Source organism: Magnetospirillum sp. SS-4 (genome assembly GCF_902729425.1).
Taxonomy (GTDB): domain Bacteria; phylum Pseudomonadota; class Alphaproteobacteria; order Rhodospirillales; family Magnetospirillaceae; genus Phaeospirillum.
On sequence record NZ_CACVCH010000047.1, the window covers coordinates 24,988 to 37,763 of the forward strand.

Sequence of the window (12,776 nt, forward strand, 5' to 3'; positions counted from 1 at the left end):
CTGGACGGAAAAAGTGGAAATTACCATCGGCCATTCCGATCCTTGGCGGCCTTCACCTGCGAGGCGCGCTCCTTGATGTCCTGGAGACGCAGCCAGATGGCTCCCTGCTTGCCCAGGGACTGTTCGGCCTTGTTGGCGTGGAAATTGGCTTCCGGAAGCTTGCCCCCCAGCAGGAAGTATTCGGCCAGGGCATAGGAGGCGAGGCCCTCCTTGCCGTTGCGGCCCCAGGCGATGGCCAGCTGATGCCAAGCGAACCGGTCCTCGGGCTCCAGGCGCACCGCCCGGCCAAGGTGGTTGGCGGCCTCCTCCAACTGGGCGGGGTCCTCGGTCTCGATCAGCGCCTGGCCCAGGCCGATGCGCAGCAGGGCGCTGTCGGGCAGCAGGTCGACCGCTGTCCGGTAGGGCGCGATGGCCTCGCCCCCCCTGCCGTTCTCGAACAGCATCTGCCCCTTCAGTTCATGGAAATATGGGTCCTGGGGGCGATCGCGGATCAGGCCGTCGATCAGGCCGAGGGCGCCTTCGATATCCGGCTGACGGTACAGGGCGACGGCGCGGGCGTAGCGTGCCTCGATGCTGGCGTCGGTGTCCTTGTAGCGCTGCATGGTCCGGATGGGTGGTTCGATGAAGGCGAACAGCTTGGCCTTGATGCGCCGGTGCATCTCGACCCATTCCGCCGGCCAGGGGGCGTCACGGTGGGGAGAGCGGTCCACCTGCTCGCGCACGAAGGCGACGCGATGGCGGGTCAGCGGGTGGGTGCGGACATAGGGGTCCTGGCGGGCCGAGACCAGCATTTCCTGGTCGCCAAGAATCTCGAAGAATTCCAGCAATCCCCTGCCCGACAGCCGGGAATCGTCGAGAAAGCGCATGGCCATCTGGTCAGCCTGCTGCTCCTGGCTGCGCGAGAACGCCAGCAGGTTGCGCATGGCCATGTCCTGGCCGCCCAGCATGACGGCGGCGGCGGCGTCGCCGCGCCCGGTGGCGGCCCCGGCGGCGGCGCCCAGCAGCATGGCGAGAATCGCCTCGGTCGACGCGCTGCTCATGGCGTCGCTGTTGCGGATCAGGTGGCCGCCGGCGATGTGGCCGGTTTCATGGGCCATCACCCCCAGCAACTGGCCGGGATGTTCGGACCGGACGATCAGGCCGGTGTTGATGAACATGTTCTGGCCGCCGGCGACGAAGGCGTTCAGGGCGGAATCGTTGATCAGCAGGATGCGAATCGCCGAAGGGTCCAGTCCGGCGGCCTGAAAGATTGGCGCGCCGAAGGTCCGGATGGTATTTTCCACCTCCGCGTCGCGGATGAATTGACGCTTGGCCTGCTGGGCCTCGGCCGGGCCGGGGGGCAAGGCGAGGGCGAACAGGGCTGTCACCAGAAGGAACAATCGCGTGAGCAAGGATCAATCCCCGTCGGTCGAAATGTTGCGTGGCCGCCGCGGTCGCGGCCTGTTTGCCGTCGTCGTGGCCGCGTCGTTGGCCGCCTGCTCGGCGGTCGAGAAGCGGCCGGTGGGCACCGTCGGCCATGTTCGCGGTTTCGCTGGCATGGTGGCGGCCGACGAGCCGCGGGCGGTCCTGGTGGGCCGCGACGTGCTGTCCGCCGGCGGAAACGCCGCCGATGCCGCCGTCGCCATGTATTTCACCATGGCCGTCACCTATCCGTCGGCCGCCAGCCTGGGCGGCGGCGGCTCATGCATAGTACACGATAAAGGCAAAAAGAAGACCGAAGTCATGGAATTTCCCGCCATGGCCTCGACCATGGCCGGGGCGGTGCCGTCGGCGGTGCCGGCCAATCCGCGCGGCTTCTTCGCCCTGCACGCCAAATACGGCAAGCTGCGTTTCGAGAGTCTGCTGGCCGAGCCCGAGCGCATGGCCCGCCAGGGCGTGCCGGTATCGCGCGCCCTGGCCAGCGACCTGTCGCGGGCGGTGCCGGTCCTGGGCCGTGATCCGGTGGCGCGCTCGATCTTCTTTAGGCCAGACGGCGGCGTGCTGCGCGAGGGCGACATGCTGGCCCAGCCTGGGCTGGCGACGGTGATCGCCAACATCCGTCGCAACACCGGCGATTTCTACGTCGGCGTGGGGGCGCGGGAAGTGGTCCGGAGCGTCCAGGCGGCCGGGGGCACCCTGACGCTGGAGGACTTGCGCGACATCAAGCCGGTCTGGCGCGAGACCCTGACCGTCAAGACCGGCTTCGAGACCACCCACGTAGCCCCGCCGCCCTCGGTCGGCAGCACCGTCGCCGGCCAGTTGACCGGCGCCCTGTGGGAGCGCTGGAAGGAGACGCCGCCGGACGAGCGCCCGCACCTGCTGGCCGAGACCTCGGCCCGTGTCTTCGCCGACCGCGCCCGCTGGATGACCCCCGTCGGCCAGACCGGCGAGGCCCCGGCCGGGTTGATGGCGGCCGCGCATCTGGGGGCGATGATGGCCGATTACGCCCCCGCCACCCACGTTCCGGTTTCCGGGGTGTCGGCGCCACCCTCGGATTTCCCGCTTGGCGCCGGCCTGGCGGTGATGGATGGCGAGGGCGCCACCGTGGTCTGCGGCGTCACCACCCACGGCCTGTTCGGCAGCGGCAGGGTGGCGCCGGTCACCGGCATCGTGCTGGCCGGAATACCCGGCCCCTTCGGTCCGCCGCCCATCACCACGATGATGACCGTCAACCACAACAGCGACGAGGTCCGGTTTGCCGGTACCGCCTCGGGCGGGGCCACCGCCCCCCTGGCGCTGACCCAGAGCCTTCTTGCCGCCGTGGCCGAGGACAAGCCGCTGTCCGACGCCCTGGGCATGCCGCGCCTGATTCACCCGGCCTTCCCGGACGCGGTCTTCGTGGAGAACGGGCCTCATGCCCTTGATCCGGCCCCGTTGCAGGGGCGCGGCCATCAGGTCAACGCGGTGGCGATGCCCAGCCGGGTTCAGGCGCTGATCTGTCGCGAGGGCTACAACAACCCGGACAGCTGCGAGGCGGCCACCGACCCACGCGGCTTCGGCCTGGCGATGAAAGTCGGGCAACCGTGATCAGGGCGATGATGAAAAAAGGGAGGATTATCCTCCCTTCTCCAGGCCATAGCGGCTCAACTTCGAACGCAGGCCGACACGGGACAGGCCCAGTTCCTCGGCAACGCGGCTGATGTTGCCGCGATGCCGCGCCAGGGTTTCGGCCAGGATCTCCGCTTCCAGTCCCTCCACCCGATCCTTCAGGCTGCGCCGGCGCCCCTCGTCGGCCAGTCCCCTCTGGACGGGACAGGCCCTGGCCCGCAGCCGGGGGCTGATATGCTCCGGGCCGAGGCGGGAACCATCGGCCAGGGCGACCATGCGCTGAATCTCGTTTTGCAGCTCGCGAACATTGCCGGGCCAGTCATAGCGCTCCAGCAGGGCCAGCGCCTCGGGGCGGAAGGCGAGGCTGGGCTTGCCGAAGCCCTTGCGGGTCGTGGCCAGCAGGCTTTCGGCCAGCAGGGGGACGTCCATCGGGCGCTCGCGCAGCGGCGGCATGTGAATGGGAAAGGCGGCGAGACGGTAATAGAGGTCGCGGCGGAAATGCTTGTCGCGGACCTCGTCCTCGAGATTGCGGTTGGTGGCGGCGATGACCCGGACGTCGACCTTGCGGGTGAGGCGCGCGCCCAGTGGCCTGATCTCGCCCTCCTGAAGCACGCGCAGCAGCTTGACCTGGAAGGCGGGCGAGGTCTCGCCGATCTCGTCGAGGAAGATGGTGCCGCCGCTGGCCTGCTCGAACAGGCCGATGCGGTCCTCGTAGGCGCCGGTGAAGGCCCCCTTCTTGCAGCCGAACAACTCGGATTCCAGCAACTGGTCTGGCAGGGCGCCGCAATTCTCGACCACGAACGGCTTGCCGCCGCGCGGGCTGTTGTAGTGGATGGCACGGGCCAGCAATTCCTTGCCGGTGCCTGATTCGCCGGTGACCAGGACCGAGATGTCGAACGACGACACCCGGCGGGCCATTCCGATCACCTCGGCCAGCGGCGAGGCCGGGGAATGGATGATGCCGTCGAAGTGATGCTGGCGCTTCAACGTGCCGGTCTTGCTGGCGATCGAGCGTTCCAGGGCGGCGGGCGAAACCCTGAGATCCAGGCTGGCCTGGGCGTTCTCGCGCTGAAGCTCGTACAGCCGCAACGCCCCATGCAGGGTGTGGATCAGGGCGTCGGGGTCCCACGGCTTGGTGATGTACTGGTAGATGCCGGCCTCGTTGACGCCGGCGATGATGTCCTCGGCGTCGCTGTAGCCCGAGATGATCATCCGCACCGGATCGGGCCAGCGGGCGCGTACCGTCTTCAGGAAATCAACCCCCTGCTGGCCGGGCATGCGCTGATCGCACAGGATGGCGTGAACCATTTCCTGTTCCAGCAGCGTTTCCGCCTCCTCGGCGGAAGAGGCGGTCAGCACCCGGAATTCGTCCGACAGCACGCGGCGCAACGCTTCCTGCGACTGCCGTTCGTCGTCCACCACCAGGATGATCGGAAGATTGGTCATGGCGGCATTGTTCGCAGTATCATCGGGCAGGTCAACAGCAACCCGAGCACGGCGGACGACGAGATGAATGCCCTGATGGCCGAAATCCAGCAGACCGGGGTGGAAACCGGAACACTGGCCCTGTGGTTTCTCGGCCAGAACGGCTGGATGGTCAAGTCGCCGGAGGGACGGGTGGTGGCCATCGATCCCTATCTGTCGGATTCGTGCAACCCGTCCCGGCGGGGGCTCGACCTGGCCCGGCGGGTTCCGGTTCCGGTGGCGCCGGAGGATCTGGCGGCCGACCTGCTGGCCTGCACCCATTCCCACCGGGATCACGCCGATCCGGATACCTTGCGCCCGTGCGCCCGCTCGGGGCGGATCGGGATCTTCCTGGGGCCGGGCGATACCCAGGCGGCATTCGCCGAGGCGGGAATCGCCGAGACCAGCCGGCGCCTGACCTGGCCCAACCACGTCACCGAGCTTGGCGACCTGCGCCTTACCGGCACCTTCGCCCTGCCCACCGATTCCGGCGACCTGACCCACATGGGGTTCGTGATCCAGGCCGGCGACGGACCGAAACTGTGGATCACCGGCGATACCGCCTGGTGCGACCTGCTGGCCGAGACCGGGATGAAGCACGCCCCCGATGCGATCATTCTCCCCATCAACGGCGGCTATGCCAACCTGTCCCATTGGGAGGCGGCCGAGCTGGTGCGCCGGGTGGCGCCGGCCCAGGCCATCCCCTGCCACTGGGACATGTTCGCCGACAATTCCTGCCCACCCCACATGTTCCAGGCGTCACTGACGGTCAAGGGCGTCCGCGAGGCCTATCGCAAGCCGGTGCACGGACAGCGGATGGTGATCGGCAAACCCTGATCAGCGGGGAACGGCGTTGCGGCAGTCCAGGACCCAGACGTCGTAGACCGGATGCTCCATGGCCGACAGGGCCGGACTGGACGCGAACATCCAGCCCCGGAACAGGCCGAGCGCCGGCTGGTCCGGACGCAGTTCCCAGATATCGAGGAAGGCGGCGCTTTCCGGCTGATCCTCCGGACGACGCTTCTTGCAGGCCCTCGCGATGATTTCCAGGGCGCCGAAACGGACCGGCACCCCCACCCGCGCGTCGATGGTGATCACCCGGGCGGTGACCTTGTCGAGGCCTTGCAGGATGGCGGTGTCGAAGGCCGGTTCAGTTCCTTGTCCCCGTGCCGGTCCCGCCAGCCCGATTGCCGCCAGCCCGATTGTCGCCAGGACGACGGCCGCGGCCGCCCGTCCGCCCGGCCTCATGGCCGCTCGGCCGGCTGTTCTGCCGGGGCCTTGGCGGCCGGGGGCTGGTTGTCGGCGGTGGCGAGGAAGATCAGGTTGCCCACCATTTCCTCGATGGACTTGAAATTGCGGCTAGGGCCAAGGGTGCCGCCGGCCGCCATCATGGTCTTGGACTTGCCGGGGATCAGCTTGACGAACTTGCCGCCCAGCAATCCCTCGCTGGAGATGCTGGCCACGGAATCCTCGGGCAACTGGATGGCATGGGCCACCGACAGCTTGACCACCGCGTCGAAGCTTTGCGGGTCCAGGTCCAGCGACTGGACGGTACCGACCTTGATGCCGTTGATCTTGACGTCGGCGCCGTTGTCCAGCCCCCCGACGCTGGCGAAGGTGGCGGTCAGCTGATAGCCCTCGATCGTCTTGATGTTGGCGTGGCCGTAGGCGAACACCAGGAAGAATCCCGCAACGGCCAGGACGACCGCTCCCATGATGGTTTCGATGAGATTGCGTCCCATGGGCACACCCGTCCGGTTAATTGGTGGTTTGGGGCAGCGGCTTGTCCAGATAGCCGCGCTTGGCCCTGGCCTGCTGAATGATCATGTCCAGAAGATCCTCGATCACCACGGCATCCTGGGTGTACTGGAACTCCTGCCCGGCCGCGAGCATGCGGTCGTCGCCGCCCGGCTTCAGCTCGATGAACTTTCCGCCCAGCAGACCGTCGGTGTAGATCACCGCCGCGGTGTCGGCGGTCAGTTGAACGTCGGGGCGCAGCCGGAAGGTGAGGACGGCACGGTAACGCTCGTCCAGGCTCTGCTCGACCACCCGGCCCACCAGGGTTCCCGACAGCCGCACCGCGCTGCCGATGCCGATGCCGTCGGCGTGGTTGAAGCGGGCCTTCAGAAGATAGCCCTCGGACGATGAATCCGGCGACTTGCCGCCCAGGACGAAGGCCAGGGTCAGCAGCAGCGCCCCCACGGCGACGACGGCTCCGCCGGTTACGGTATCGCGATCGGCGCGGCTGGCCATTTTCCCATCCCCCCAATCGGTCCCGAACCCCAGTTCTAAGGACGCCAGGCCTCGTAATCGCCGGTGGCGCGCTCGCGGATGCCGCCGGCCAGGTCGTGGCCCGGCGGCAAATAGGCCTCGGGCGAGCCGGTCCGGTTGGGCTGATGCGGCTTCTGCCAGGGTTGCGGCGTGACGCCGGTCAGCGGCGAGTCGCTGGTATAGTGCAGCCAGGCGTGCCATTCCGGCGGAATCGCCGAGGCCTCGGGCTTGCCGGCATACAGCACCCAGCGTCTGGTCCGACGGCCCTTGGCCTCGGAACGCTCGGTATAATAGCGGTTGCCGGCGGTATCGGTACCGACCAGCTTGCCCTTGGCCCAGGTGAAAAGCAGGGTGCCCAGCGTCGCCATCGTCATCCTCGCGAAGCAAATGTCGGGCGGACTATAGGCAAAACCTCCCCATTCCGTCCAGTGGGGTTGCGCGCCAATCCGATTTCCCTGAGGACGCCGGGTGTGTCGAAACCGCCAACCATACCATTGGTGCTAATTTCCAATAAGTTTGAACACAATATGATGTGAATGGATTGTAAGAAGCTGTTGACGGAACCGGGGGCGCTGACATAGCTTATGCGTCGCCGTCGGGGGAGAGCCACTAGATATAGTGGTGCGGCACCAGGGGGATGTTCAAGGGCGGACCGGGTCCGCCCGTTCGGCCGGCGCCCACTTCGGCCAGAGTCGTCAAGGCCAGTCCAGCAGGGGGAGACAATGCGGGTTCAGCGTCACTACACCAAGCACGGCGAGACGGCCTATGCCGGACTCCGGTTCCGCAAGGCGGTCAGCGAGATTCGCAATCCCGACGGGTCGGTGGTTTTCTCCGCCGACGACATCGAGGTTCCATCCGAATGGTCGCAGGTGGCCTGCGACGTCCTGGCGCAGAAATATTTCCGCAAGGCCGGCGTTCCCGCCCGCCTGAAGCGGGTCGCCGAAAAGGGCGTTCCCGAGTGGCTGTGCCGCCATGAACCCGATGCCGAGGCGCTGGCCAAGCTGCCCGAGAAGGAACGGGTGGTGGGCGAGAAGAGCGCCAAGCAGGTGTTCGACCGTCTGGCCGGCACCTGGACCTATTGGGGCTGGAAGGGCGGCTATTTCAACAGCGAGGACGACGCGCTGGCCTTCCGCGACGAGATGGCCCACATGCTGGCCGCCCAGATGGGCGCCCCCAACTCGCCGCAATGGTTCAATACCGGCCTGCATTGGGCCTATGGCATCGACGGTCCCGGCCAGGGCCATTCCTACGTGGATCACAAGACCGGCAAGCTGGTGCGGTCCAAGTCGGCCTACGAGCATCCCCAGCCCCATGCCTGCTTCATCCAGTCCATCGAGGACGATCTGGTGAACGAGGGCGGCATCATGGATCTGTGGGTGCGCGAGGCCCGGCTGTTCAAGTACGGCTCGGGCACAGGCACCAACTTCTCCAAGCTGCGCGGCGAAGGCGAGAGGCTGTCGGGCGGCGGCCGCTCAAGCGGCCTGATGAGCTTCCTCAAGATCGGCGACCGCGCCGCCGGCGCCATCAAGTCGGGCGGCACCACCCGGCGCGCCGCCAAGATGGTGGTGGTCGACGTCGATCATCCCGATATCGAGAATTTCATCTCCTGGAAAGTGCGGGAAGAGCAGAAGGTGGCCGCCCTGGTGGCCGGCTCGCGCCTCGCCGCCCGCACCCTGGGCGAGGTGATGGCCGCCTGCCGCGACTGGGACGGCGAGGATGGCGAGGCCCGCTTCGACCCCAAGGTCAACGGCCGCCTCAAGAAGGCGATCATCGACGCCCGCAAGTGCGAGATTCCCGAGAACTACATTCAGCGGGTGATCCAGTTCGCCCGCCAGGGCTACACCCAGATCGACTTCCCGGTTCTGGACACCGACTGGGATTCCGAGGCCTATCTGACCGTCTCCGGCCAGAATTCCAACAATTCCGTCCGGGTCGACAACGCCTTCCTCAACGCCGTCATCCATGACGGCGACTGGGCCCTGACCCACCGCAAGAACGGCAAGGTCGCCAAGACCCTGAAGGCCCGCGACCTGTGGGAACAGATCGGCGACGCCGCCTGGGCCTGCGCCGACCCCGGCATCCAGTTCGACACCACCATCAACGAGTGGCACACCTGCCCGGAATCGGGGCGCATCAACGCCTCCAATCCGTGCTCGGAATACATGTTCCTGGACGACACCGCCTGCAATCTGGCGTCCCTGAACCTGCTGTGCTTCCGCAAGGCCGACGGCAGCTTCGACGTCGAGGGCTATCGCCACGCGGTCAGGCTGTGGACCATGGTGCTGGAAATCTCGGTGCTGATGGCCCAGTTCCCCAGCCCGCGCATCGCCGAGCTGTCCTACGAGTTCCGCACCCTCGGCCTCGGCTACGCCAATGTCGGCGGCCTGCTGATGGCGTCGGGCATCCCCTATGACAGCGACAAGGGCCGTTCGCTGATCGCCGCCATCACGGCGCTGACCACCGGCGAGGCCTATGCCACCTCGGCCGACATGGCCGAGGAGCTGGGGGCGTTCGAGGGCTTCGACAAGAACCGTGCCGCCATGCTGCGGGTGATCCGCAACCATCGCCGCGCCTCCCACGGCCTGGGGACCGGCTATGAGGGCCTGTCCATCACCCCGGTGCCGCTGGACGCCGCCAACTGCCCCGACGCGCCGCTGCTGTCGGCGGCCCGCCAGTCCTGGGACGAGGCCCTGGCCAAGGGCGAGAAGCACGGCTTCCGCAATGCCCAGGTCTCGGTGGTCGCCCCCACCGGCACCATCGGTCTGGTGATGGATTGCGACACCACCGGCATCGAGCCGGACTTCGCCCTGGTCAAGTTCAAGAAGCTGGCCGGTGGCGGCTATTTCAAGATCATCAACCGCATGGTGCCCGAGGCCCTGCGCACCCTGGGCTATGCCGAGGGCGACGTGGCCGAGATCATCCGCTACGCGGTGGGCCATGCGTCCTTGCGGGGCGCGCCTCACATCAATCACGACAGCTTGCGGGCCAAGGGCTTCGACGACGAGACCCTGGACAAGATCGAATCGCAGCTTGAAGCCGCCTTCGACATCAAGTTCGTCTTCAACAAGTACGGCCTGGGCGAGCAGTTCTGCACCGAGACCCTGGGCATTCCGGCCGCCAGGCTCAACGACTACAATTTCGACATGCTGGCCTGGATGGGCTTCACCCGCGAACAGATCGACGCCGCCAACGTCTACTGCACCGGCGCCATGACCCTGGAAGGAGCGCCGTTCCTGCGGGCCGAGCACCTGCCGGTGTTCGATTGCGCCAGCCCGTGCGGCCGCACCGGCAAGCGCTCGCTGTCGGTCGAAGCCCATATCCGCATGATGGCCGCCGCCCAGTCCTTCATCTCGGGCGCCATCTCCAAGACGATCAACATGGCCAATTCCGCCACGGTCGAGGATTGCAAGAACGCCTACATGCTGTCGTGGCGCCTGGGCGTCAAGGCCAACGCGCTGTATCGCGATGGCTCCAAGCTCAGCCAGCCGTTGCAGGCTTCCCTGCTGGACGATGCCGGCGAACTGGCCGACCAGCTGGCCGAGTCGTCCATGGCGGCGCGGACCGAGATCGTCGCCGAACGCATCGTCGAACGTCTGGTGCAGCGCCGGACCAAGCTGCCCGACCGCCGCAAGGGCTATACCCAGAAGGCCATCGTCGGCGGTCACAAGGTGTACCTGCGCACCGGCGAGTACGAGGACGGCAAGCTGGGCGAGATCTTCATCGACATGCACAAGGAAGGCGCCGCCTTCCGCGCCATGATGAATAATTTCGCCATCGCCATCTCGGTGGGCCTGCAATACGGCGTGCCGCTGGAGGAATTCGTCGAGGCCTTCACCTTCACCCGCTTCGAGCCGTCGGGCATGGTCGAGGGCAACGAGACCATCAAGATGTCGTCCTCGATCCTGGACTACATCTTCCGCGAACTGGCGATCTCCTATCTGGGCCGCAACGATCTGGCCCATGTGGAGCCGGCCGACCTCACCCCCGACACGGTGGGCCGCGGTGCCTCGGAAAGCCATCTCGACCATCAGACCCAGCACATGGCGGTGGTGGAACGGGTGGCGTCCAAGGGCTATGTCCGCTCCAACCTGCTGTTCCTCAAGCGCGGCATCGGCCCCACCTCCATGTCCACCGATATCTCGGGCGGCATGCAGATGGCGGCCAGCACCCAGGGCGCCGTCAGCGTGGCGGTGGATGCCGAGGCCCTGCTCCAGGAGTTCGACGCCCGCGCCGAGCAGATCCGGACGGCGCGCATGAAGGGCTACGAGGGCGATGCCTGCCCCGAATGCGGCAACTTCACCCTGGTGCGCAACGGCACCTGCCTCAAGTGCGACACTTGCGGCGGCACCACCGGATGTAGCTGACCACGTCGTCATTTATGCCGCGCACCATAGTTTGGCCGGTGCGCGGCATAAGGTGACCCAAACGACTGGCTTTTTCCTCACCGGCTGACCGTAACCTGATGGTGTGGACGACCGCTGCCCACCGGCATCGAAGTGCCATAGGGTGGTAGTTGCTGAAACGCCACATTCGGGAGGGCCGTCCACATGGCGATTGTTACGATAGGTCTTGATCTTGCCAAGAACGTTTTTCAGGTCCACTGCGTCGATGAGAGCGGATTGGCTGTGGTCCGCCGTCAACTCCGCCGGGCGGAGGTCGAGGCTTTCTTCAAGGCGGTTCCGCCGTGTCTTGTCGGCATAGAGGCCTGCGGCTCGGCGCATCACTGGGCGCGGCTGATTGCAGGGCTGGGGCATGACGTGCAGTTGATCGCACCAACCCGAGTCAAGGCCTACGTTCAGCGTGGCAAGAAGAACGATGCCAATGACGCGGCCGCCATCGCCGAGGCGATCACCCGTCCCCATATGACCTTTGTTCCGGTCAAAAGCGAGGAGCAGCAAGGCATGCTGATGCTGCATCGGAGCCGCGATCTGCTGGTGCGCCAGCGCACCATGCTGATCAACGCCCTGCGGAGCCATCTGGCGGAATTCGGCCTCGTTGCCGCGCAGGGGTGGAGCAAGCTGAGGGAACTGGTCGCCGGTCTTGGTAAGGCTGAGATTCCCGATCTGGCTCGGACCGCTCTGAAGCTGATCGCGGAACAGATCGACGAATGCGACCGGCGTGTCGAGGCGCTGGAGAAGCAGATCGTCACTTGGCATAGGTCCAACGAGACCAGCCGCAACCTCGCCACTATCCCCGGCATCGGCCCGATTACCGCTTCGGCTCTCGCCGCCACAATCACCGATCCCTCCGCTTTCGACAGCGGGCGGAAACTGGCGGCATGGCTGGGGCTGGTGCCACGACAAAGCTCGACCGGGGGCAAGGACCGCCTTGGCGGCATCACCAAGGCCGGGGACAGCTACATTCGCCGGCTTCTGGTCATCGGCGCCACCAGCGTCATCCGTTACGCCCAAGCCAAGGCTCCGGGCGAGGCTGAATGGCTGAAGCGATTGCTTGACCGCAAGCCGGCCCGGCTGGCATCGGTCGCCTTGGCCAACAAGATGGCGCGCATCGCCTGGTCAGTGCTGACCAGGGGCGAGGTTTTCAGAGAAAATGCCCTCTCCTTGAAAGCGGCCTAAACAAAAAAGGCTCGGCAATGAAGGAGGGGGCAAACGTGCGAGGGTGAATTGTGACGTGATGGCAACCCGGTCAAGCAGGGGATTGGGAAGACCCGCCGAACTCAGTGCACACCATGTGCGATAACCTGATTGGGACCCGATCCGCGGATTTCATCATGGCCCGCGGTCGTATGTACCGTACCTTTCGAGGCCGAACACATGACCGCACCTGACCCCGTTGCCGATCCTATCATTTCCTCCTTGCATCCAGGCGGTCGTCCACACATGAGTCAGCGTGGGAGCCCCGGTGTTCTGGCGACGCCGGACCTTGCTTCGAAGATGCGCTTCTTGGCGGTGGTACGGTTTTCAGGGCCAAAGCCCCCACTCCGTCAAGGGGGAACCCGGCGTGGAGCATGGTTCAACTGACGAAAACGGCGCCCCGAGGGACGCCGTTTACCG

The 12,776-nt window shown here is 66.3% G+C and carries 10 protein-coding genes; 4 read left to right on the forward strand and 6 right to left on the reverse strand.

What is annotated here, in order from left to right:
- Window positions 1-20: 20 nt before the first annotated feature.
- The gene (locus MTBSS4_RS06780; protein ID WP_173982644.1) at window positions 21-1,391 is read right to left on the reverse strand and encodes a M48 family metalloprotease; all 1,371 of its coding nucleotides are present in this window, start codon (window positions 1,389-1,391) and stop codon (window positions 21-23) included.
- On the opposite strand from MTBSS4_RS06780, the gene MTBSS4_RS06785 reads away from it, so the two are divergent.
- Entirely contained in the window at window positions 1,384-3,006 is a 1,623-nt protein-coding gene (locus MTBSS4_RS06785) for a gamma-glutamyltransferase (RefSeq protein ID WP_254432423.1), read from the forward strand. The two genes, MTBSS4_RS06780 and MTBSS4_RS06785, sit on opposite strands and share 8 nt — an antisense overlap.
- Window positions 3,007-3,033: 27 nt before the next feature.
- Here MTBSS4_RS06785 and MTBSS4_RS06790 read toward each other — a convergent pair whose 3' ends face one another.
- Complete coding sequence (locus tag MTBSS4_RS06790) at window positions 3,034-4,473, reverse strand: sigma-54 dependent transcriptional regulator (RefSeq protein ID WP_173982645.1); 1,440 nt, start codon at window positions 4,471-4,473, stop codon at window positions 3,034-3,036.
- 63 nt (window positions 4,474-4,536) lie between these two features.
- Between MTBSS4_RS06790 and MTBSS4_RS06795 the strand changes: the two genes are divergently transcribed.
- The gene (locus tag MTBSS4_RS06795; protein ID WP_173982646.1) at window positions 4,537-5,328 is read left to right on the forward strand and encodes an MBL fold metallo-hydrolase; all 792 of its coding nucleotides are present in this window, start codon (window positions 4,537-4,539) and stop codon (window positions 5,326-5,328) included.
- Here the strand turns inward: MTBSS4_RS06795 and MTBSS4_RS06800 are convergent, their stop codons facing one another.
- From MTBSS4_RS06800 to MTBSS4_RS06815, 4 genes are read right to left on the reverse strand one after another with little or no spacing between them, the layout of a single operon-like run.
- Window positions 5,329-5,739: a DUF2155 domain-containing protein gene (locus MTBSS4_RS06800; RefSeq protein ID WP_173982647.1), complete on the reverse strand. Its 411-nt coding sequence runs from the start codon at window positions 5,737-5,739 to the stop codon at window positions 5,329-5,331.
- A complete protein-coding gene (locus MTBSS4_RS06805) occupies window positions 5,736-6,233 on the reverse strand; it encodes an outer membrane lipid asymmetry maintenance protein MlaD (protein ID WP_173982648.1) in 498 nt (165 codons plus the stop codon). The genes MTBSS4_RS06800 and MTBSS4_RS06805 overlap by 4 nt, the downstream gene beginning before the upstream one ends.
- Window positions 6,234-6,249: 16 nt before the next feature.
- A complete protein-coding gene (locus MTBSS4_RS06810; RefSeq protein WP_173982649.1) occupies window positions 6,250-6,744 on the reverse strand; it encodes an outer membrane lipid asymmetry maintenance protein MlaD in 495 nt (164 codons plus the stop codon).
- A 35-nt stretch (window positions 6,745-6,779) separates the two neighbouring features.
- A complete protein-coding gene (locus MTBSS4_RS06815; protein WP_173982650.1) occupies window positions 6,780-7,130 on the reverse strand; it encodes an NADH:ubiquinone oxidoreductase subunit NDUFA12 in 351 nt (116 codons plus the stop codon).
- A gap of 354 nt (window positions 7,131-7,484) precedes the next feature.
- Here MTBSS4_RS06815 and MTBSS4_RS06820 point away from each other — a divergent pair, with 354 nt between their 5' ends.
- Both MTBSS4_RS06820 and MTBSS4_RS06825 read left to right on the forward strand, forming a co-directional pair.
- Window positions 7,485-11,126, forward strand: coding sequence for a vitamin B12-dependent ribonucleotide reductase (locus MTBSS4_RS06820; protein WP_173982651.1), 3,642 nt, complete (start codon window positions 7,485-7,487; stop codon window positions 11,124-11,126).
- A gap of 183 nt (window positions 11,127-11,309) precedes the next feature.
- A complete protein-coding gene (locus MTBSS4_RS06825; RefSeq protein WP_173982652.1) occupies window positions 11,310-12,338 on the forward strand; it encodes an IS110 family transposase in 1,029 nt (342 codons plus the stop codon).
- Window positions 12,339-12,776: the final 438 nt, after the last annotated feature.